Source organism: Deinococcus sp. AJ005, assembly GCF_009017495.1.
Lineage (GTDB): Bacteria > Deinococcota > Deinococci > Deinococcales > Deinococcaceae > Deinococcus.
In genome coordinates this window covers 372,243-393,079 of sequence record NZ_CP044990.1, presented here as the reverse complement: position 1 = coordinate 393,079, position 20,837 = coordinate 372,243, and the positions used below count along the sequence as shown (strand labels likewise).

Annotated in this window: 18 protein-coding genes; 2 read left to right on the top strand and 16 right to left on the bottom strand. The window is 64.2% G+C overall.

The genetic code is table 11. The annotated features are described in order from the left end of the window. Nucleotides 1–42 precede the first annotated feature (42 nt). The 11 genes from DAAJ005_RS03960 to DAAJ005_RS19415 all read right to left on the bottom strand — a co-directional run bounded on the left by DAAJ005_RS03960 (nt 43) and on the right by DAAJ005_RS19415 (nt 12,543). Nucleotides 43–957, bottom strand: coding sequence for a 1-phosphofructokinase family hexose kinase (locus DAAJ005_RS03960; protein WP_151845978.1), 915 nt, complete (start codon nt 955–957; stop codon nt 43–45). Between the two features lie 13 nt (nt 958–970). Beyond that, complete coding sequence (locus tag DAAJ005_RS03955; RefSeq protein ID WP_192930856.1) at nt 971–1,792, bottom strand: class II fructose-bisphosphate aldolase; 822 nt, start codon at nt 1,790–1,792, stop codon at nt 971–973. Next, nucleotides 1,789–2,745, bottom strand: a complete 957-nt coding sequence (locus tag DAAJ005_RS03950; RefSeq protein WP_151845976.1) for an SIS domain-containing protein — start codon at nt 2,743–2,745, stop codon at nt 1,789–1,791. The genes DAAJ005_RS03955 and DAAJ005_RS03950 overlap by 4 nt, the downstream gene beginning before the upstream one ends. Further along, nucleotides 2,742–3,767: an N-acetylglucosamine kinase gene (locus DAAJ005_RS03945; protein WP_151845975.1), complete on the bottom strand. Its 1,026-nt coding sequence runs from the start codon at nt 3,765–3,767 to the stop codon at nt 2,742–2,744. The genes DAAJ005_RS03950 and DAAJ005_RS03945 overlap by 4 nt, the downstream gene beginning before the upstream one ends. Then, nucleotides 3,767–5,011: a sugar ABC transporter substrate-binding protein gene (locus DAAJ005_RS03940; protein WP_192930855.1), complete on the bottom strand. Its 1,245-nt coding sequence runs from the start codon at nt 5,009–5,011 to the stop codon at nt 3,767–3,769. The genes DAAJ005_RS03945 and DAAJ005_RS03940 overlap by 1 nt, the downstream gene beginning before the upstream one ends. A gap of 88 nt (nt 5,012–5,099) precedes the next feature. Further along, complete coding sequence (locus DAAJ005_RS03935; protein ID WP_151845973.1) at nt 5,100–5,978, bottom strand: carbohydrate ABC transporter permease; 879 nt, start codon at nt 5,976–5,978, stop codon at nt 5,100–5,102. Continuing rightward, nucleotides 5,965–6,900: a carbohydrate ABC transporter permease gene (locus tag DAAJ005_RS03930; RefSeq protein WP_151845972.1), complete on the bottom strand. Its 936-nt coding sequence runs from the start codon at nt 6,898–6,900 to the stop codon at nt 5,965–5,967. The genes DAAJ005_RS03935 and DAAJ005_RS03930 overlap by 14 nt, the downstream gene beginning before the upstream one ends. A 70-nt stretch (nt 6,901–6,970) precedes the next feature. Beyond that, nucleotides 6,971–8,461, bottom strand: coding sequence for an endo alpha-1,4 polygalactosaminidase (locus DAAJ005_RS03925; RefSeq protein WP_192930854.1), 1,491 nt, complete (start codon nt 8,459–8,461; stop codon nt 6,971–6,973). Then, the gene (locus DAAJ005_RS03920) at nt 8,461–9,237 is read right to left on the bottom strand and encodes a DeoR/GlpR family DNA-binding transcription regulator (RefSeq protein ID WP_151845970.1); all 777 of its coding nucleotides are present in this window, start codon (nt 9,235–9,237) and stop codon (nt 8,461–8,463) included. The genes DAAJ005_RS03925 and DAAJ005_RS03920 overlap by 1 nt, the downstream gene beginning before the upstream one ends. Before the next feature lie 533 nt (nt 9,238–9,770). Further along, nucleotides 9,771–12,221 carry a bifunctional diguanylate cyclase/phosphodiesterase gene (locus tag DAAJ005_RS03915; RefSeq protein WP_192930853.1) on the bottom strand — a complete coding sequence of 817 codons (2,451 nt, stop codon included), beginning with the start codon at nt 12,219–12,221 and terminating at the stop codon, nt 9,771–9,773. Nucleotides 12,222–12,387: 166 nt separating this feature from the next. Next, nucleotides 12,388–12,543, bottom strand: a complete 156-nt coding sequence (locus tag DAAJ005_RS19415) for a transposase (protein ID WP_370519760.1) — start codon at nt 12,541–12,543, stop codon at nt 12,388–12,390. 63 nt (nt 12,544–12,606) lie between these two features. Here DAAJ005_RS19415 and DAAJ005_RS03905 point away from each other — a divergent pair, with 63 nt between their 5' ends. Then, entirely contained in the window at nt 12,607–14,115 is a 1,509-nt protein-coding gene (locus DAAJ005_RS03905; protein ID WP_226342673.1) for an ATP-dependent helicase, read from the top strand. Nucleotides 14,116–14,174: 59 nt separating this feature from the next. Here DAAJ005_RS03905 and DAAJ005_RS03900 read toward each other — a convergent pair whose 3' ends face one another. After that, entirely contained in the window at nt 14,175–15,011 is an 837-nt protein-coding gene (locus DAAJ005_RS03900) for a DUF1206 domain-containing protein (protein ID WP_151845967.1), read from the bottom strand. Nucleotides 15,012–15,455: 444 nt separating this feature from the next. On the opposite strand from DAAJ005_RS03900, the gene DAAJ005_RS03895 reads away from it, so the two are divergent. Further along, nucleotides 15,456–15,752, top strand: a complete 297-nt coding sequence (locus DAAJ005_RS03895; protein ID WP_151845966.1) for a hypothetical protein — start codon at nt 15,456–15,458, stop codon at nt 15,750–15,752. Nucleotides 15,753–15,974: 222 nt separating this feature from the next. On the opposite strand, the gene nagZ is transcribed toward DAAJ005_RS03895, so the two are convergent. From nagZ to DAAJ005_RS03875, 4 genes are all read right to left on the bottom strand, one after another. Next, nucleotides 15,975–17,438, bottom strand: a complete 1,464-nt coding sequence (nagZ, locus tag DAAJ005_RS03890) for a beta-N-acetylhexosaminidase (protein ID WP_151845965.1) — start codon at nt 17,436–17,438, stop codon at nt 15,975–15,977. Between the two features lie 67 nt (nt 17,439–17,505). After that, nucleotides 17,506–18,384, bottom strand: coding sequence for a carbohydrate ABC transporter permease (locus DAAJ005_RS03885; RefSeq protein WP_151845964.1), 879 nt, complete (start codon nt 18,382–18,384; stop codon nt 17,506–17,508). Then, nucleotides 18,381–19,340 carry a carbohydrate ABC transporter permease gene (locus DAAJ005_RS03880; RefSeq protein WP_151845963.1) on the bottom strand — a complete coding sequence of 320 codons (960 nt, stop codon included), beginning with the start codon at nt 19,338–19,340 and terminating at the stop codon, nt 18,381–18,383. The genes DAAJ005_RS03885 and DAAJ005_RS03880 overlap by 4 nt, the downstream gene beginning before the upstream one ends. A gap of 224 nt (nt 19,341–19,564) precedes the next feature. Then, entirely contained in the window at nt 19,565–20,836 is a 1,272-nt protein-coding gene (locus DAAJ005_RS03875) for a sugar ABC transporter substrate-binding protein (protein ID WP_151845962.1), read from the bottom strand. Nucleotide 20,837: the final 1 nt, after the last annotated feature.

Sequence of the window (20,837 nt, the reverse complement as noted above, 5' to 3'; positions counted from 1 at the left end):
GGGGAAGCGGCGTTCTCTGGCCGGACAGCATGACATTCGGGTTCAGGCTGGAGTCAGCAGCCGGGTCCGCATCATCAACTCGCGCGCCACGTCCGCGCGGAATTTGAGGGGGCCGCCCAGCATCGCGTTGGCACTGCCTGCCGCGACGGCCAGCCGCAGGGCGTCGGGGATGGACTGGCCACCCTGCCGTGCCCACAGGAAGGTGCCCAGCAGGGTGTCGCCGCTGCCGACTGGATTCTTGACCTCGATCTGGGGGGCCTCGACTTCCCAGACTTCTTCACCGACGAACGCCGCGCCGTGTGCCCCCCGTGTCAGCAACACCTGAACGCCGCTGCGGCGGTACAGCTCACGGGCGGAATCCAGCGCGGCGCTACCCGTGAGCGCTTCCAGTTCATGTTCGTTGGGCTTGATCAGGCTGGCCCCGGCCTGCACGGCGGCTTCCAGACCCGCGCCGCTGCTGTCCACCACTGGCCTGTCCAGGCCGCGCAGCATGTCCAGAAATGCCGTTCCTGGCGTGTTCGGCGCGAGGCTGCCGCAGACCACCACTTGACCCTGCGGCAGGTGAGAAAGCAGGCGGGCCACGGCTCCGGGTTGATACGGGGGGCCAGCCTCGTTGATCTCGGTGGGGTGGCCGCGCTCACCAGGATCACCGCCGCTCAGCAATGCCTGACATTCACGGGTCTCCCCCTCGCCGTCTTCCAGCACGTTCTCCAGACCTTCGGCTTCCAGCAGGGCGCGGAAGTGCTGCCCGTTAAAGCCCCCTACCACGCCCGCCACGCAGCTTGCGCCGCCAAACGCCCGCACCGCCCGCGCCAGGTTGACGCCCTTGCCCCCCGCTGCCACCGTCAGCCCCGTGACGCGGTGAAGCTGGCCCGGAACGAGGGAACGGTCCAGGGTCATGGTCCGGTCCAGGCTGAGGTTGGGCGTCAGCGCGACGATCATGTCTGGTTCCGGCATGTCTGGTCCCGGGTCATGCCCGGCCCGCTCCGCCCAGCGCGCGGATATACGTCTCGGCGCGGGCCTGCATGGCGTCGCGCCCGGCGCCCAGATACTGGCGTGGGTCTTTCGCCCCGGCGTTCAGCGACTCCTTCACGGCTGTGGTGAACGCCAGCGTCAGATCGGTGGCGAGGTTGATCTTGGCCACGCCCAGCGTAGCGGCCCGCGCCAGATCGTCTACTGGCACGCTGCTGGCCCCATGCAGCACCAGCGGCAGAGACGTCAGTTCAGCCAGCCGGGCCAACCGATCAAAATCCAGATGGGCGTTCTTGCTCTCCTGCTTGTGGGCGCTGCCGATGTCCACGGCCAGAATGTCGCAGCCGCTGCCCCCGATGAATTCAGCCAGATGAGCCGGATCGTCGTGCCTCTCACCGCTGCGCTCGCCCTTGACCACCACCTCGTACTCGGCCTCCAAGTAACCGCCCGAGTCGTGGGCTGCGTCAGCCAGATGTTGCAGGGTGGCTGGATCGTCACCCTCCAGCATCACGCCGTCAAACCCCAGTTTCAGGGCTTTGAGTGCCGCACCTTCATCCTCGGCGTGGTCAAAGTGCAGCACGACGGGCACCCGTGCCTCCGCCTTGAGGCTCAGGCCCAGCGCGGCCAGTTGCGCCAGCCCGCCGTGCCGGGCGGCGTTCTGGGAAAACTGAAGGATCACAGGCGCGCGTTGGGCCTCAGCCGCCCGCACGATGGCCTGTGCGGTTTCCAGATTCACGGCGTTGAAGGCCGCCAGCGCGTAGCCCCCGGCGCGGGCGGCGCGGATGATGTCGGCAGAGGTTTGAGGAGCCGCCACGGTCACGCGAGGGTCACCACTTTGGTCAGCCAGCGGGGGGTCAGGGTATCCAGCCCCTTGGCCTGCGCCACGCATTCGCCCAGCATCTGGAGCGCGGGCAGCACCCCCAGGGCGCGGGTACTGGCATCGCCTGTCAGCTCAAAACTCACGTCGCCGGGTCCGCCAAAGCCGATGACCTTCGCGCCCTTGCCCATCAGGTCACGTGCCAGTCTGCCTTCCTCGGCTGCCGAACCAGAGTGGTACAGCAAGACGGCGGCGGTGCGCTCGTCCACCAGACTGATCGGGCCGTGGCGGTACTCCATCGGATGGTAGGCCTGGGTGTAGGTCAGGCTCATTTCCTGAAGCTTCAGTGCCCCCTCCTGCGCGACGCCGTACAGGGAACCCGCCCCCAGGAAGACGAAATGCGAGCGTCCGGCGATGGCGGCGGCAAACCCTTCGCGCGCCTCGTGCAGCAGGTGTTCGGAGGCAGTGATCTTGTCCCCGGTCATTTCCAGTCCGGCCAGCCGCAGCCCCAGCAGCAGCATCAGGCTGGCCGAAGCGGTCATCACGATGCCCTCCTCGGGGTGGGTGGGGGCGTACAGCACGGTGTCGGCGTTCTTTGCCAGACTGCTGCCCGATTCGCAGGTCAGGGCGGTGACGTGCAGACCATCCTTGCGGCTATGGACGGCGGCCTGCACGGTTTCGGTGGACTCGCCGCTGCGTGAGAAGGCCAGCACGTGCGGGCGCGTTCCTGCTGGAAGGTAAGACTGCGGGCGGTGCAACCACTCGCCGCCGGGCACGGCCAGGGCCTGAAAGCCCGCCTCGTTCAGCGCGGCGGCCACGCTCTGGGCCAGGTAGTACGAGGTGCCGCAGCCGATCAGCACATGCGTCTCTTCACGGTTGAGGGCGGGCAGGTCGGTCTGGGCCGCCTGCCTCCACAGGGGAAACTGTTCCTGGATGCTGCGGGTGGTGGGATTCATGCTTGCTCCTGAAGAAGAGGTTGAGGGGTTGAGGTGGGAAGCAGGGTCGCACGGACCCGTGTCTGCCAGTCGGTATCGGTGGTGAATCCGGCGCGGGAGGCGGCGTGAAACAGTGCGCCGCCCAGTGGGGGCAGCGCGGGGGGTTGAGGCGTGCCCAGCAGCGTCGTCAGCGCGCCCAGGACGGTGCGGCTGCCCAGCACACTGCCCGCGTAGCTCCAGGGTAGATCGGGTTGGCCAAGCTGACGGCGGGCGGCCATGACGTGCTGGGCGAGAAGTTTTGAAGCTTCCAGCAAAATGGTGCGGGCGGTGGGCTGCCCCGCATCGGCCAGCTCATCCACCGAGCGGGCCAGCTTGGCCACGGCGGAGCGGACATGTGTCTGCCCGTAGTACCACATCAGCAGGTCCGTCTGGGTGGGGGGTCCGTCCAGCACGGGGGTCAGCAGCGCCTGCGCGAAATCGGCGTCGGTATGCCTGCCGTCCAACGACTGACTGGCCAGACCCAGCGCCCGCCGCCCGATCCAGTACGCGCTGCCCTCGTCGCCGAAGCCCTCACCCCAGCCGCCGGTGCGAATCTGGCGCGCGCCGCCTTGTGGTGAGCAGTCCTCAGCCCAGACCATCGAGCCGGTTCCGGCCAGCAGCAGCGCGCCCGGTCCGCCCGCGAAGGCCCCCACGAAGGCGGCCTCCACGTCGTTCATGACGCTGTGCGGGCAGGGGCCGAGCAGGTCGGCGCACACACCCGCCTGCCGGGCGCTGAAGGCCGGAGACTCGCCGTAACCGGGCAGACCCAGAGAGGCGCGGACCAGCGGGCCGGGGGCTGGATGGGCGCTCAGAAAAGCACGCATGACGGCCTCCCAGTCCGGGCGGTCGAAGGGGTTGATGCCGGGAGCGTAAAACGGCCCCACCACCTCCCCCGCGCCGCTGACATAGGCCAGCGCGGTCTTGCTGCCGCCGCCGTCCAGGCCCAGCACCCACTGTTCTGGATGACTGGCCTTTGGGTGACTGGTCCCGGCCCGCCCAGTCATTATTTGGCCGTTTTCAGCAGGGTATCCATCTCGCCCGTCGCCTGCTTGATCGCGTCGGGCAGTTTGGCGTTGCCGGTCCAGGCCAGGTTCATCTTCTGGCTCAGCACCGTCAGCACTTCCGGCAGCACTTTCACGTTGCGCAGGCTGGCGTTGATAACCACCGAGTTGGGAAGCTGCGCGAAGACGGTCTGGGCGTTGCGGCCAGGCAGCGCCTGGAGGTATTGGCTCTTGTAGTTCTCGGCCAGCGTGGGCAGCAGGCCGTCCTGCGCCAGCAACCGGTTGGCCTGGGGGCTGGTGTTCATCCAGGTGATCAGGGTCTGGGCGGCCTCCTTGTTCTTGCTGCCTGTGGGGATCACCAGTGCGTGGGCGCTGACCACCGGGCGCGGCTGCTTGCCGTCCACGCTGGGGAACGGCGCAAAGGCCCAGTCCAGGTCCTTGTTCTGGTCCCAGGTGCTGACCATCCAACTGCCCTGCACCAGAATGCCCATCTGTCCGGCCAGGAACATCTGGTAGCCCTGCTGGCTGGCGGCCTGTGGACCGGGGGCCACCTTATCCTTGTAGATCAGGTCCAGCAGCTTCTGCGAGGTCTTGGCAAAGGTGGCGTCCAGGCTGGCCGTGTAGCTGTTGCCGGTCTTCTTGATCAGGCCCGTGCCGCCTGCGCCGTAGTAAAAGCTCATGCCGTATTCCAGATCCGACTGGAGGTCCGCGCCGTTGATGCCGTAAATCTGCTTGCCGTCCTTGGTAAAGGTTAGTTTCTTGGCCGCCGCCACCATCTGGTCAAAGGTCCAGCTCGCAGTAGGAATCGGCACGCCGCGTTCCTTGAACAGCGCGCGGTTGATGTACACCGTGACCGGCTGCGGCCCCAGCGGCACGCCGTAGAGTTGGTTGTCTACCTGATACGGAGCGGTGCGGACCTTGGGCAACTCCGCCGTGGTCTTGGTGTCCAGCTTGATCGGTGCAAGTGCGCCCTGCGACTGGTAAAAGGGGAAGTTGTCCAGGTTCATCCACATCACGTCGTAGGTGCTGCCCCCGGCCACCATCGCGGCGGCTTTCTGCCAGTACACGCCCCAGGGAACAAGGTTGTACTTCACCACGATGTCAGGGTGCGACTTGTTGAAGGCGGCGATCAAGGCCTCGTCGGCCTTCTGGCGGGTACCGTCCCAGGTGGCGTAGTTGATGGTGGTGGCGGCGGAGGCTGCGCCGGTCAGGCTCAGGGCAGCGAGAAGAAGAAAGGCTTTTTTCATGGTGGTTCCTCCAGAATGGGTGAGAGGGCGGGAAAGAGTTCGGACGCTGGAAACGGGAGTTGATGTGGCGGGAGTTGGCATGATTGGATTACCCTTTCAGGCCGCTGGTAATCGCGGCATCGGTCAGGTAGCGCTGGACGAACATGTAGGCGATGACGGTGGGCAGCGTGGATAGCGTGGCTCCTGCCATCAGCACCGGGATGTTCACCGAGTACTGGTTTTGCAGGCTCAGCAGCCCCACTGGCAGCAGCATCTTCTCGCTGCTCTGCAACACGATCAGCGGCCAGATGAACGACTGCCAGTTGCCCAGGAAGGAGAACAGCCACGCCGCCGCGATTGCGCCCTTGGCCGCAGGCAGCGCCACATGCCGCAGCGCCGTGAACCACGAGCCGCCGTCGATCAGCACGCTTTCTTCCAGCGAACGGGGCAGCGAGCGGAAGAACTGGAACAGCAGGAATACGGTGAAGCCGCTGGCGATGCTGGGCACGATCAGGGCTGTGAAGCTGTCGTACCAGCCCAGGTAACGCACCAGCAGGAAGACCGGGATGATCGTGACCTGCCAGGGAATCATCAGCGACAGCAGATGCGAGCCGAACCACAGCCCCTGCCCCGGAAAGCGCAGCCGAGCAAAGGCGTAGGCGGCAGGCGCGGCAGACAGGATGTTCAGGCTGGCGATCAGCACGCTGGTCCAGACACTGTTAAAGAACATCCGGGCAAAGGGAATGGTGTCGAACAGTTGCGTGAAGTTGGCCAGACTCCATTTGGCCGGCAGCCACACTGGCGGCCAGGTATACGCCTCGGCGGGGGTCTTGAAAGCGGTCAGGATCATCCACGCGAAGGGCAACAGGATGGCGATAGATCCCAGCGTCAACAGACCCACTAACGCCGCCTGCGATCCCCGTGCCCGCGCCTTATTCGAGGCGTCGCGGCGGGTCATGACTTCCGGGAGTGGTTCAGACCTGGTCATAGTTCACCCACTTGCTCTGGTTACGCCACTGGACCACCATCAGGCCGATCAGGATGATGGCCAGCAGCCAGGCCAGCGCGGAGGCGTAGCCCATCTTGAAGAAGGTAAACGCCGTCTTGTAGATGTAAAGCGCCACCGTGGTGCTGCTGTCGCCGGGGCCACCGTTGGACAGGACCAGCACAGCCTCGAACACCTGCAAGGCCCCGATCAGGCTCAGCACCAGCACCAGGAAGACGGTGGGGCTGATCATGGGCAACGTGATGTAGCGGAAGGCTTCAAAGGGTTTCGCGCCGTCCAGTTGCGCCGCCTCATAGAGATCCTTCGGCACGCTCGCCAGCGAGGCCAGAAACAGGATGATTCCCTGCCCCGAACCCTGCCAGACGCTGAACACGGCCACGGCGGGCAGCACCCAGGACGGCGAACCCAGCCAGTTGGGACCGTGGACACCCAGCCAGCCCAGGATCAGGTTGACCAGTCCCTGTGGGGCCAGCAGCACCTGCCACAGCAGCGCCACCGCCACGCCAATCGTGACCATCGGCAGGTAATACACCGTACGGAACACGGTTCGCAGCCAGCCCGCCTTGAGGTTGTTGATCCACACCGCCAGCGTCAGCGAGATCGCCAGTCCGGTGGGAACTGCCAGCAGCACATAGATCAGCGTGTGCGCCAGGGCCGAGGTGGCGCGGGGGTCTTGCAGCGCGGTGGCGTAGTTCTGGAGGCCCACGAAGTTGGGTTTGCTCAGGCCGCCCCAGTCGGTGAGCGAGATGCCCAGCGAGGCCGCGATGGGCAGCACCGCGAAGGCCAGAATTCCCAGGGTGCTGGGCAGGATCAGCAGCGCGGCCAGCAGCGTTTCCTGCCGCCGCATGGGCGAGGCACGCCGCTTGCGGGCGGCCAGGGTGGCGAGTGGAGCGGCGTTTTGCATCTAGACCTCCTTTCTTAAAAAACTCAGGGCTTGGCGACGGTCTGCCCGACAGACGGGCGACGTGCAGACCTCAAGGGTTGGCCTCGTAGATCTGATCCAGTCCGATGGTGGATACGAAGGGCACGAAGCCAAACGACTTGGCCCGCTGGTAGTCACGGGTGATCAGATCCTGCTGGCCCGGTAGGGCGTAATCCATCGTCAGCACCGTCAGGCCGCGCTTTGACAGCGACTCGACGAAGCTGGGATCACCGTTGACGCTGCCGTAGGTCTTCTTGTCGAAGCTGTACATGCTGGAAAAATTCTCGAACATCACCGCGTCGATGCTGGGCGCGGTCTGGTTGAGCAGCGCAAATCCCCGGTTTTGCACGATCACGGCGTCAGGGTAGGCGGCGCGCAGATCCTGCACGATCTTGACCAGCCCCGGCGCGACTTTGGGGTACACGTCGGCGGTGTCCAGCGTGTCCAGGAAGAAGCCGTCGAAGCCCTGCTTCTTCAGGCTTGCGGCCTGATCCGCCACGATCTTCTGCCAGCCGGGCTGCGAGGCGTCGATGAATTTGGACCCCCAGTTCTTGTTCTCGCCCAGAATCCAGCTCGGGTCCACCGTGGGCGCGGCGGCGCTGTTGCGGTCCAGTTCGCCGATGGTCATGTACGCGACGACGCGGGTGCCGTTGTCGTGCAGCATCTTGAGTTGCGCGGCAGTCACGGTGCCGGGCTGCACGATGGCCAGGTCGTAGTTCAGCAGCTTCTGCACGTCGGCGGCCTTCTTGCCGTAATACACCCCATACGAGCCGATGTCCGACAGGCGGCTTTCCAGTGGCGTTCCCGCCGGGGACTTGCCCAGCTTCTCGGTCACGGCGGTGGCCAGGGCGCTGGGTTCGGCGGGCTTCTCGGTAAAGGCCAGATAGCCGTAATTGTTGGGCGAGTTGAAATCGCCGCCCACTGGCCAGATCGGGTATTCGGCGGCCTTCTGGTGTTCGCGGCCCACCTTCAGCGCCCAGACATCCCCCGCTTTCACAGCGGGCAGAATGGCGGTGTTCAGCGGAATGGCCAGCTCCAGCACCCAGCGCTTGTCCTCGATGCGGCCCACGCTCTTGTAGTCGGTGGTGGCGTTGTACGCCTTAAAGCGCGTCCCTGCCGGGTTGATGGAAAAGTGGGCCTCCTGCGGCGCGCTCACGAAGGGCTGCGTGCGGATGAACAGTTCCATCACGTCGTCGTTCCACCACTCGCCCGCATCGGTTTTCAGAACAGCCTTCACCGTGTCCTTGGGCTGATCGAAGACGCCCAGCACGTACAGGTTCTGGGCGTCGTAAGCCACGCTGTAATAGCCGCTGTTGCTGACGGGCACGCTGGGCACGCCGTTGCTGAGGATCACCTTGTACTGCGGCAGACCGTCCCACTGCTTCAGGTCACCGCCCAGCGTGATGGTGCGCTTGACCGCCTGCGCCACGCTGGTTTCGGGCACGCCGCCCTTGCTGGCGCTCTGGGCCAGCCCGACGGTCAGGAGGGTGAGGGCCAGGGTCATGGCAGTGCGTTTGGCGGCGGCTTTCACTGTATTTTTCATCATTTTCTCCCAAGGGAAACGAGGGTGGTGTCGATCTTGAGTTTGGCCAGACGGGCCTTCCAGGCTGCGTCCAGCCCGGTGTCGGTGATGACGGTCTGAATGTCGGAAATGGGGGCCACCGCGTAGGGCGCGCTGCTCTCGAACTTGCTGGCATCGGCCAGCAGGATGGTCTGCGAGGTGCGGGCGATCATGGCCCGGTTCAGGCTGGCCTCGGCGGGATTCAGGGTGTACATCTGGGCGTCGCCGCGCACGGCGCTGGTGCCGAGGTACAGTTGATCGAACCAGAACTCGCCCAGCAGCCGCTCGGCGTAGGGACCCACCATGCTCAGGTTCTCGTTGCGCAGTTGGCCGCCCAGCAGGTTGACGCTCAGGCCCTCCACGTTCACGAGGTCCTGCGCGACGGCCAGCCCGTTGGTGAAGATGGTCAGCGGGAGTGGCTCGACCCGCAGCCGCCGCGCGAGCTGCAAGACGGTGGTGCCTGCGTCCAGGAAAACGGTGGTGTGCGGCTTGAGCAGCCCGTAGGCCACCTCGCCGATGGCCCTCTTGGCTTCCAGATTTTCCTGTACACGGGACTGGAAGGCCATTTCCGGTCCTGCTGCCTCGGCCAGCCGCGCGCCGCCGTGGGTGCGCGTGACGATGCCGTTTTCTTCCAGCCGCTGGAGATCGCGCCGGATGGTCACGATGGACGCACCTGTCGCCTCGGCCAGTTCCTGCACGTTGGCAAAGCCCGCGCTGTAAAGGTGATGTTGGATTTTGTTGATGCGGTCTGACTGCATAGGGCACCCCTGGCCAGGGAGAAGGCCATTCAAAGAGGAAGGATTTGAATGCTTGAACTGATCGGTTGCGAAAACTTTAGCATCTGATTCGATCATAAGCAACCATCTATGTGATCGTATCTGATCATGCCTTCGCGGATCGGGGCACACGCCGAGCAGGACTCGCCGGAAAACTTTGTTCTAAACTGCCGTCATACCCTTATGTGGGCGGCCCCCAACAGCACCGATGACCCACGGCGGACCGTCACCCTGCGGTACACGTTTTTCGATGGAAACCACCCCATGAGCGAGCCGGTCTACGGCAGGTTTAGCAGTGGAGCTTTTTCAGGACGGGAATCCTGGACACTGGAAAGCAACAACACCGAAACGCCCAAGACGCTTCCAGAGGAATGGGCGGGTGAGAGCGCTGGGACTGAGGTCACTGGGTTCAGCGCCGATGGGAGTTAAAGACGCCCAACTTGATTTGTCGCCAAAAAATGGATGATCCTAACCGGACTTTAGCGGCTCTACCGCCTCACACCAGCCGCTTACCTTCAGCCTTTACTGGTTTCTCTAGTTGGTGATTCAAGGAACAGTCGAGCCTGCACCACATCGGCCCGTTCTGGCCTTGCCAGCAGATACCCCTGTACCCGTTCACAGCCCAGATCGGTCACACTGGTCATCTGTGCCCAGGTTTCGATGCCCTCGGCGACAACATTCAGATCCAGCGAATGTGCCAGGGCCACGATAGCCTGCACCACCCGGTCTGATCCGTGGGCCTGCCCCAGCCCCTGGATCAGGGATCGGTCGATCTTGACGGTGGTAATGGGCAGTTGGAAGAAGTAACTGAGCGCGGTGTTTCCGGCCCCGAAGTCATCAATTGAAATACCCACGCCCAGGGCGCGCAATTCCCGCATCTTATGGGCGATCGACGCCAAGTCATGCAGCATGATTCGCTCTGTCAATTCTAATTCCAGCCAGCGCCCGTCCAGGCCATGGCGACCAAGAAGATGACGCAAGTCCTCCACAAATCCCGGGCGGGCGAACTGCAGCGGCGAGACATTGACGGCAACTCGTGTGGGTGCGAGCCCCTGACGCTGCCACAGGGCCTGCTGACGGCAGACTTCGTTGAGGACCCAGGCACCAAGCTCTATGATCTGGCCGTTGTCCTCCGCGATCGGAATAAACTCTCCGGGCGAGATCTCACCCAGTGAGGGCGACGCCCACCGCAATAACGCCTCGAGAGACGCGAACGCGCGCGTGCTGGGCGCGAAAAGCGGTTGATATACCATGTACATTTCCTGATTGGTCAGGGCGCAGCGCAGGCCTGCCACCAGGTCGGCGCGCATCTGGATGACGCTGTTCATCTCAGGCGCGAAGTAGCAGATGGTGTTCTTGCCTCCGTGTTTGGCCCGGTACATGGCCGCGTCGGCCTGCTTGTGGAGGGGGGCAGCATCCAGCGCGGTATCTGGGTACAGGGCGATGCCGATGGACGTGGTCACCCGCGTGGTCTGAGCGTCCAACACGATGTCTCTACTGACGCTGTCCAGGATTTGGCGGGCGACGCTGGCCACGTCAAAGACTTCCCCCACCTCGGTCAGCAGCACGATGAACTCATCGCCGCCGAGACGGGCGACGGTGTCGCTCGGCCGTGTCGCCTCCTGCAAACGGCGGGCCGTGACCCGCAGCACCTCATCTCCTGCCTCATGCCCACAGGTATCGTTGATCTGTTTAAACCCGTCCAGGTCTAGGTACAGCACGGCCAGCTTGCGGTTATAACGCGCCGCAGCCGTCACGGCCTGGCTGAGCCGATCGCTGAACAGCACCCGGTTGGGGAGGCTGGTCAGGGCGTCGTGGTGGGCCTGATGGGCGAGGTGGGCGCGGCTAAGCTCCAGTTCCGCCGTGCGGGCCTGTACCTTCTCTTCAAGGTCCAGAGAAAAGGCGTGCAGCTGCGTGTTGGCAGTATGCAGTTCGGCGGTGCGGGCGGCCACGCGGCTTTCCAGGTGCTGGGTTGCCCGATACAGGTCACGGGTTAATGCGGCGTTTTCTGCAAATACCACGGCCTGCCTGACCAGCACCAGGGTGGCGACCAGCATCGTGCTCCACAGGACGCCACGCCCTGTGAAGTCCACGGTCCCACCCATCAAGGTATTGAGCAAGAGGATCGCGGTTGCCGCCACAGCCAGGTAGGGGCTGGCCGTCAGCACCGTCCAGTTCAGTGCGGGCGCAGTGATGGTGATCCGTGTGTTACTGCCCCGGAGGACCGCTGCCATGCCGAACATCAGGCCCCCGAAGCCCCAAAACAGATCAATGATGCTTCCGGGGACGTACGCTTGTCTGGCCGTCAGAGCAGCGAAGCCCGTGTCGGCCACAATGAACGAGGTCAATGCCAGGGCCATCAGCACGGTGACCTGACGCGGGAGGTGCTGGTGGCGTGCCAACAGCAACAGCACCAGGCACAGCAGCAGCAGGTCAGATGTGGGATACGCCAGCGCGATGCTTCCCGCCAGCGCCTGTGCACGGTAAGCCACGACGAGATCGGCCAGCAAAAACCGCCACGAGAACACTCCGGCGGCCGCCGTCATGATGCCCACATCCAGTCCCAGGCGCAGCCAGCCTGCCCGACTCAGGTGAGGGCGGGGAAAAAGCAGCAGAGCCGCGCCGACTAGCGGTGGGAACAGCAGGAACAGGGCGTCGGCCAGACTGGGGAATGGGTCCACCTGGCGAACCACCTGAAGGTAGGTGAAGATCACCTGGGCCAGTCCGAAGGCGAGCAGCCCGACGCTAATACACACCCAGGCGACCGACTCACGGGTGGACTGGACCTGACGGGCTGTACGCGCTGCGTATCCGGCCGCGATCAGAAAAGCTGGCACATACAGCAGGCCCGCCAGAAACGGTTGGAGATTCGGCGGGCCCCACCTGAACACCATCCATGAGATGTGTATCAGGCCAAGCAGCGTCAGCAGTCCGAAGGGGACAACGCGGTTGAGCTTGACCATCATGACCTCCATGCAGCGTGACCATGGGCGTCACTTGCTGAATCCAGGGTACGGGGACCCTACTGGCACTGTCCTTACAACTATGACTTAAGCGCAATCCGTATTCTTTCCTGCTCACTTCACTTGGATTTCCCCCGTTTTTACAAACGGTCTGATTCTGCTGGCGAATTCAGGCAGCACGCAGTTGGGCAAAGCGCGAGACCCTGGTTCCTTTGGGGCGACCACCATCCAGCCAGGTGCAGAGACGAATAACATTGATCGCCAGGGCAGTGAACACATGCTGGAGACGCGCTTTTTGCAGCCCTCGATATCGGCAATTTCTCAACCCAAAGGCCCGAACCCCCTGTGAAAGGGTGCCCTCAATGCCTGCGCGCCGCTATCAGCGGCGCTGCACGTCCCGGTCCTGACCTTCCACGGCCTGGCCCGCTCGCTGACAGGCCAGAGCGAGCGCGACGCCCCGCGCGAGGTGAACCCCGAGGACCGCTTCGACTGGCTGATCCGGCTGGCCAGCGAGCAACTGCGTGAGCAGCCTGCCCCCTACCAGTACGTGCTGGTGGACGAGTACCAGGACGTCAATCCCGCCCAGTACGAGCTGATCACGCGGCTGGCCGCCTTTGACCGCACTCCCAGCAAGCCCACACCCGGCGCAGACGAGGATGACCGCGAGCAGCCCGGCTACCTCGTCGCTGTCGGGGACGACGATCAGAACCTGTATTCCTTCCAGGGCGCGGACATCGAGTTCATCCGCCGCTTTCAGCAGGACTACGACATCCCGGGGGACGGGGTGGTGCCGCTGCTCTCGAACTACCGCAGTCTGCCGCGTCTGGTGGAGGCCGCCAACGCCTTTATCGAGGCGGCCCTGCCCGCACAGGCCCGTCTGAAAGGCGACTCGGACCGGGTGGTCAGTGTCCGCACGGCTGAAACCACCGAGGGGGGCGAGGTCCAGATCGGCCGCTACCGTCACCGCTATCACGCCGCGCTCGGCGTGGCCTGCCGAGCCGCGACTCTGATTCACGGCGGCGCCCCGGCACACCAGCTCGCGGTTCTGGCGCGGGAGTGGACGCATCTGCACGAGGTGCAGCACGCTCTGCGGGAACAGGGGGTCCCCTATCAGCTGCTGAACGTCCGCGAGCAACTGCGGCCTGCTGCCAGCCTGATCGGCTCGGCCCTGCGGGAAGCCCTGACCGCCCAGCCCGACATGCCCGCCGCAGACGCCCACGCCACCTTGAACAGCCTGCGCGAGGGCTTGGGACTGAGTGAGCGGGACCGCGCGTGGGCCGCCATACTGCACGCCACACAGGACCTCCACAACACAACCTGGGGGGCGCTGGCGCTGCGCATCGACGCGGCGCGGCCCTTGGCGCAGGACGGCGTGGTTCTCAGCACGTATCACAGCGCCAAGGGCAGCGAGTTCGATCACGTCTTCGTCCTCAACGAGGGGATGTGCCGCCACGGCCTGCTGAGCCGCCCCTACCAGACGGCGCTGCAGGCCATCGGCATCCAGGCTTTCGCGCTGCCCACCGACGAACCCCTCCCGCCGCGCATCCGCTACCGCATCGACGGTGACCCGGCGGACCTGTACATCAGCGCCCCGGAACTTCTTGGCGAGCAGGGCCGCGCCGCTGTGAACCGCTACGCGCACCATTGGCCGGACCTGACCCGCAATCACCTGCGCCTGAGCACCTCCCAGGGTGTCAGCCGTCTCGGCAGCAAGGGCACCCTTGCCGCCCGCCTGGGCCGCGTGCAGGCCCAGGGCACCGTCCGCGCCCAGGGAGCCACCATCCTCCGCTGTGAGCGTGACGACGAATGGTATGACCGCGCCGGGTACGTGGGCACCGCAACGCACCACCACCACGTCCTGCCCACCTTCGACATCGAAGAACCGCTCCGTGAGTGAAATCTCCTTCTGACGAAATTCGAGCAGCGCGGGCTGATCCGGGTCCTGCCCAGTTTCTTTCAGTCCATCACCTTGATGCGGCGGTACAGCGCCTGGATCACGCACCACAGCCCGTAGCACAGCGTCCCCAGCGCCACCGCGCCCAGCAGAAACTGGCCTGCAGGCTGTTCGCGTAGCCAGGCCAGCGCCTCGGAGGTACCGATCACAATGCTGGCTTGATTCCGCCAGGCCGCTGCCAGCAAGAAGACGCCCACAATGGCCAGCAGCAGGCCGCGCGCGGAAACTCCCACCTGTCCGACGCGTTTCAGAGTGCCCTGGTACTGTGCCCCCACATCGGTAAAGGCCATGTGCTTCATGAATCTGGCTCCGTAGGCGTTGTAAAACTGCCTGAACGCGACGGCCAACAAAACCACGCCCGCGAGACCCAGGAGCACTTGACCGCCGGGAAGTTCCAGAACTTGCGAGGCGGTCTGGGCCTCGCTGTTCTGGGCACGGGAAGCGCTGCCCGGAGCCGCGACGCGGGCGCTGAACACGGCCAGGGTCAGGTAAACGACGCCGCTGATCAGGTAGCCCGCGCGTTTCACCAGCCCCTTGGCCTCGGTGCCCTGATGTTCTGGATCCAGGACCGCCCGCAGCAACTGCCACAATGCATATCCGCCCAGACCCACCACCAGCAGCCAGAGCAAGGCGCTGCCCGCCGGGAGATCTTGCAGCCGCAGGAGCGCCCCCTTGGTGTCGGTGGTGGCACCTCCGCCCCCCAGCGCAAGACTGAGGGCGAGTACACCTATGGTCCCGTACACCACGCCCTTGCTGGCATAGCCGAACCGGGCCAGGGCCTCCAGGCCCGGAGCAACCCGGCGGCTGGCCCGCTCGACCTGTGATCTGGCAGTAGACATCAGTCCACTATGCCGCTGCGACCATCACACCGGATGCGCGGGGCCTGCCTGCGTTTCTTAAGGTGTCTGGAGGAGCATTGCAAACAGTATTCGGGGGATGTCTCGGCAGGTAAGTCACCAAAGAAACTGAAACTGCTGGAGACGCGAGAGGTTTGGAATGGCCTGCCGTCGTCGCCAAGGGTAGGTGCCATACGGACCCTTCAGTGAGTCAGGCTGTTTCCGTTGCTGTCGGCTCTCAAGGAACAGACAGAGTTTATTCCCGGCGGTCAGGCGGCAGAGCCAGCGGGCGTAACGCTTTGGGAAGGCGGTGGAGCAACAGCCCCGAAGCTGCCGGGCCGGGCCGACGAGTCCTGCCTTACGCCGCTGAGAACCAGTCTCGAAGCTCAACCCGATGTGAAGGCTGCCGAGCAGACCGGGACGGGCTGATTACGCGAGACTGCGGACATGGACCTTCAAGCAGCACAGACCGCATTTGAATCTGCCTACAACGCCCATCAGGAGGGCAGGAAGGGACTGGACGTCAGGCCGGAAGTGAACGGTGGCGCGTTTCAGGTCCGCGTCCGCTTTCAGGATGTGGACACCCAGCGCGGCTTCGACGTGGTGGCCGAACCCCTGCCCAGCGAACACCGCAGCGCCGAGCAACTGGGGCAGGAGGTGGCCGAGGTGGTCCAGCGTGAACTGATGTACGGCCAACTCGCCGCACGCGACGATCAGGGCGACTTCAAGCGCATCGTCGTGTGACGCCGCATCAGGATACCCAGGAAGCTCAAGAGCCTGACAAGACAGACCCCATGTGGCACATGAAAGCAGTGCAGCAGCCTACATCCACCACAGTTTGCAGAAGTTGATGTATCTGTAGGCGTCTAGCAGTACGTCTTGAAGCAGCAGATGGACTGTTCGCTGCTTGACATGGTGGTGGGTCAGATGAATATGGTAGCTGCCCAGCACTCCCATTCCCCTCTGTCACTCACCCAGACGAGATGCCAGTGCCCGCAACTGTGCCGGACGAAAGCCGTATGTCACCAGTGCAGGTAATTCCAGTTCCACCGCTGCGCTGGAGTTCCACAGCGCCACATGCACAACCCGGCGTCCCCCCAGGGTCCGTGCCAGTTGCCGGACGGCCTCGCCCACATCCCAGCGTTCGGTGGTGGCCAGAAGAACGGCAGCGTCCGGCAAGTCGGAGAGCAGAGCGGTCACGGTAGACAGGTCCTGCCCATCGTGCATCGCCAGCCGTAACCCCGGAAAAGTGGCCCGCAGAGCCTGTGCCAGCTCCTCGCCACCCAGGCTGTCGCCGTATGGTCCGCCCAGTCCAGGTTGCTGGTGGGCAATCAGCACCACCGTCCCCTGAGGATCAAGCCTGGGCAGGCGGCCCAGACTTTCCAGGCTACGCCGGGCAATCATATCGGCCCAGGCGTCATCCGTTTTCTGCTGACCCGCCGTGTACGGCCTGGAGCGTCCGGGAAAGCGCCGCGCGGCCCCCTCCAGCCGTCCCACCGCTTCCCCCACCCGCGCTGATGAGAGCTCGCTCGACTGAACGGCACGCTGGACCGCTTCCAGGTGCCGGACATGAATGTCCAGATCGCCGTGACCGCAAACCAGCACGGCGTCCGCCCCAGCACCCAAAGCGAGCGCTGCGCCGTGTCCGTCCGGGTAACGGTCTGCCACCGCCCGCATGTCCATCGCGTCGGTGACGATCACGCCGCCGTACCCCCACCGTTCGCGCAACAGCCCATGCAGCAGCTTCTTAGAAAGGGTGGCGGGATATTTGGCGTCGATTTGCGGGTAGAGAATATGGGCGGTCATGATGCTGCCCAGATTCGCCTGGACTGCCGCGCGGAAGGGGAGCCATTCCACGGCCTCCAGCTCGGCGGCAGACTTGTCCACCACAGGCAGCGCCAGATGGCTGTCGGTGCGCGTATCGCCGTGGCCGGGGAAATGTTTGACGGCGCTCAGGACACCCATCTCCTCGCTGCCCTGCGCCCAGGCGACGCCCAGTTCGGCCACCACTCGCGGATCTGCGCCGAAGGACCGCTCACCGATCACCGGGTTGAGCGGGTCCACGTTCACGTCCAGGCTCGGCGCGTAATTCCAGTTGATGCCCAGTTCGATCAGTCCCCGGGCGGCAACCCGTCCAGCTTCACGCGCCGCCTCGACGTCATTCAGTCGCCCCAGCGCCTGCGGGGTGGGCGCATGTGGCACGTCCAATCGCCGCAGCACCGCTCCACCCTCCTGATCGGTGGCAATAAGGGCGTCGTGGCCCAGTGCGTCACGGATATCGGCGACCAGACGGGCCGTGCGCGCTGGAGTCGTGATGTTGCGTGCAAACAGGCACACGCCGCCGAAACTGTGTTGGGCGAGGAAACGCCCCTGCTCTGGCGTCAGGTCTGGCCCGGGCAGGTCCACGATCAGGGTGCGGGCAGGCTTCACTGGGGTTGGCTGATGGAGGACAGCCCCCCAATCCTGGACTCCCGGACCTTGAAAACCTCAGATCTCCTCATTTGACTGCTCCCTCCATCCCACGCATAAACAGCTTCTGTGCGGCCAGAAAGACCAGGAGTACGGGAATCATCATGATGATCGAACCCGCAGCGATGTTGAACGGATCGTAGTTGAATTGCCCCTTGAGCTTCAGCACCGCCACGCTCAGCGGCACAGCGTCCGGTGCACCTGAGAGCGCCAGCATGGGCCAGAAATAGGCGTTCCAGGTCCCCACCAGCGTGAAGATGCCCAGCGCCGCCAGCGACGGCACGCTCAGCGGCAGCATGATGCGGGTCAGGATGGTCAACTCGCCTGCACCGTCCAGCCGGGCCGCTTCCAGCAGCGCCTGGGGAATGCTCAGGAACGCCTGGCGCATTAAAAAGATGCCAAAGGCCGCCGCCACGGTGGGCAACACCACACCCAGGTGCGTGCCCAGCAGCCCCATCTTCTTGAGGGTCAGCGTATTGACGATAAAGGTGGTCTCGCCGGGCAGCACGAGGGTGGCGATGATCACGGCGAAGATGATGCCCTTGCCCGGAAAGCGGAAGCGGGCCAGCGGGTAGGCCGCCAGCGCCGACACCAGCAGCGTGCCGATGATGGTCATGCCCGTGATGGAGACGCTGTTCCAGATGTATTTGCCCAGGCTGAAGGTGCGGTACACGTCTGCGAAGTTGTGAAACGTGATGGCCTTCGGGAACAGGCTGGCCGGGAAGTTGTAGATGCTGCCGCCCGCCGTCTTATCGGTCAGGGCAATGGCAAGAGTCCACAGAAAGGGAAAGACCGCGAAGATCAGCACCGCGATCAGAAAGACGTAGCGCAGGATGATGCGGCCCAGCTTGAGGTTGCGGCGACGCGGCGCGGCAGTCTGGGCAGGGGCGCGGGCGACGAGGCTCATGATTCCCCCCCGTCGCTCTCGCGGAACAGGCGGAAGTTCACCACGGAGAGCAGCAGGGCCACCACAGCCACCACCAGTCCAGCGGCGCTCGCCAAACCATAATCGAAGTTGAAGCCCTGGAACGCCTTGGAATACACGTACATCAGCGCTGTGTACGTGCTGTTCAGCGGTCCACCGTTGGTCAGCACCAGCACTTCCTCCAGCACCCTCAGCGCAGCGATGGTGGACAGCAGGCTGCACAGCAGGATGGTGGGTTTCATCAGCGGCACTGTGATGCTCCAGAAACGTTTCCAGGAATTCGCACCGTCCAGCACTGCCGCTTCCTCCAGCTCAGCGGGAATGCCCTGCAACCCGGCCAGATACAGCACCATGTAGTAGCCGAAGCCACGCCAGAAGGTCACCAACATGACGGCCCAGAAGGCGGTCTGCTCGTTGTTCAGCCAGCCGAACGCGCCGCCTTCCGGGATCAGATGCACCGCCCCCAGCGCCCAGTTCAGCGTGCCTTCCTTGTTGTAGACCCAGTCCCACATCACGGCAGCCAGCGAGATGCTGGTGACCACCGGGATGTAATACGCGGCCCGGAAAAAGGCCATGCCGGGCAGGTTCTTGTTGACCAGCACGGCCACCGACAGCGAGGCCAGTTGCAGCACGGGCACGATCACCAGATATTTGACGCTGTTGCCCAGCGCGGTCAGGAACAGTGGGTCGGCGGCCAGCGTGCGGAAATTCTCCAGCCCGATCCATCTGGGGGCCAGCCCCTGGGCAAAGCGCGCCCCGCCGTACTCGGTAAAGCCCAGATACGAGCCGTAGGCCAGCGGATAAAAGGTGAACAGGGTCAGCAGAATCAGCGCCGGGGCCAGAAAGCCGTAGGACAACAGCGTGTCCCGCAGCGAGTATCTGGCACGCGGGGCATTGGGCTTCAGCGGCTTGATGCCAAGTGGCTGTGAACGGGCCATGTCATCACCTCCTTCGGTGAAAAGTATCGAGGGCTTCGCTCCCTCTCCCATCGTGGGTCACCCGCAGAGCTGCGGAGCCGGGGCCGGGGTTGGCGGCAAATTCAGCAACGAGGACCGCACAAGGTCCTGTCCAGAAAAGCAAGAACCCGCCCGTCGATTTCAGGGCGGGGACTGAGCAAGTCAGGGGTCTCCAGGGCCTGCCTCAGCCCCAGCTCCCCCCAAACTCACTTCTTCATGTTGGCGTTCCAGAACTTCACGGAGTCGTCCAGCGCGGCCTTGGGGGTCTTCTTGCCCAGCAGCGCGGCCTCGATGTTGTCGCTGAAGTTCTTGTACAGGTCATCGCTGTTGCCCGGAGCCTTGAAGCCTGGGTTGATAAAGCGGCCCGACGCGCCCACCAGGGCAGTGGCCTTGGCAATCGGATCGCTGGACGTGCCCTTAAAGAGGGGATCGTTCTGCGCGGCTGCCGTCGTGGGGACGATTGGCACGATCTTGGCGAAGGCAATCTGATTGGTGTTGTTGGTGAAGTATGCAGCCAGTTTGGCGGCCTCGGCGGGGTGCTTGCTGGCCTGCGGAATAACCATACCCATGCTGGTGCCAGTCTGGGTATTCGCTTTGCCCAGTGGCGCGGATGTCACCACCGTCTTGGCGTACAGACCGGGGTTGGTGTCCTTGATGCGGTTCAGGGCCTGCGGTCCGCCGACGATCATGGCGACCCGGTTCTGGGCGTACAGTTCGGTGGCGAGCTGGAAGGCTTCCTTACGCAGTGCGTCCTCGGGGAAATAGCCGCCCTTGAACAGATCAACGTACTTCTGAAGAATTGCCACATGCGCCGGGCTGTTGAACGCCGCGTTGCCCTTGGCGTCATAGATGGGCAGACCGTCGGAGGAGAAGTACCCCAGGAACGACGCGCCACCCGGATCTTTCAGGGCCGGGACCCAGGCATAGGCCCCGGTCTTGTCCTTGACGGTCTTGACCATGTTCAGCAGTTCGGTCATGTTCTTGGGGGCCTTGACGCCCGCTTTTGCCATCAGCTCCGGGTTGTAGAGCAGCACGCCCTCGTTCAGCGAGCCGTACCACGGGTAGCCGTAGACCTTGCCGCCGATGGTGAAGTTGGCCAGAGTCTGCGGATAGAAGGTGGATTTCAGGTTGGCCAGCGGCGTCAGCGCGTCCACGTTGCGCAGGAAGCCGTTCTGGGCAGCCTTGCCGGTCTCGTCAATGTTGAGGTTCACCACGTCCGGGGCGCTTCCCAGGTTCACGCTGGCGATAAAGTCCTGCACCATGCTGTCCTGCTTGTCGAACCACTTGACTTTAATGGTGGGGTTGGCCTTCTCGAAGGCGGCGATGGTGTCTTTGATGTACGGGTCAAACTTGGGGCTGAGGTACCACGTCCAGAAGGTGATCTCAGTGGAGGCCTGCGCGGCGGCAGGGGCGGAAACGGCGGTCAGGCCAAGGCCGAGGGTCAGGGCGAGCAGTGCATTTTTGTGGAACTGTTTCATG

Coding starts and splice junctions, on each gene's coding strand:
- DAAJ005_RS03960 (WP_151845978.1), bottom strand. CDS start 957: ATGCCGGAACCAGACATGATCGTCGCGCTGACGCCCAACCTCAGCCTG.
- DAAJ005_RS03950 (WP_151845976.1), bottom strand. CDS start 2,745: ATGAATCCCACCACCCGCAGCATCCAGGAACAGTTTCCCCTGTGGAGG.
- DAAJ005_RS03945 (WP_151845975.1), bottom strand. CDS start 3,767: ATGACTGGGCGGGCCGGGACCAGTCACCCAAAGGCCAGTCATCCAGAA.
- DAAJ005_RS03940 (WP_192930855.1), bottom strand. CDS start 5,011: ATGAAAAAAGCCTTTCTTCTTCTCGCTGCCCTGAGCCTGACCGGCGCA.
- DAAJ005_RS03935 (WP_151845973.1), bottom strand. CDS start 5,978: ATGACCAGGTCTGAACCACTCCCGGAAGTCATGACCCGCCGCGACGCC.
- DAAJ005_RS03930 (WP_151845972.1), bottom strand. CDS start 6,900: ATGCAAAACGCCGCTCCACTCGCCACCCTGGCCGCCCGCAAGCGGCGT.
- DAAJ005_RS03925 (WP_192930854.1), bottom strand. CDS start 8,461: ATGAAAAATACAGTGAAAGCCGCCGCCAAACGCACTGCCATGACCCTG.
- DAAJ005_RS03920 (WP_151845970.1), bottom strand. CDS start 9,237: ATGCAGTCAGACCGCATCAACAAAATCCAACATCACCTTTACAGCGCG.
- DAAJ005_RS03915 (WP_192930853.1), bottom strand. CDS start 12,221: ATGATGGTCAAGCTCAACCGCGTTGTCCCCTTCGGACTGCTGACGCTG.
- DAAJ005_RS03900 (WP_151845967.1), bottom strand. CDS start 15,011: ATGTCTACTGCCAGATCACAGGTCGAGCGGGCCAGCCGCCGGGTTGCT.
- DAAJ005_RS03895 (WP_151845966.1), top strand. CDS start 15,456: ATGGACCTTCAAGCAGCACAGACCGCATTTGAATCTGCCTACAACGCC.
- DAAJ005_RS03885 (WP_151845964.1), bottom strand. CDS start 18,384: ATGAGCCTCGTCGCCCGCGCCCCTGCCCAGACTGCCGCGCCGCGTCGC.
- DAAJ005_RS03880 (WP_151845963.1), bottom strand. CDS start 19,340: ATGGCCCGTTCACAGCCACTTGGCATCAAGCCGCTGAAGCCCAATGCC.
- DAAJ005_RS03875 (WP_151845962.1), bottom strand. CDS start 20,836: ATGAAACAGTTCCACAAAAATGCACTGCTCGCCCTGACCCTCGGCCTT.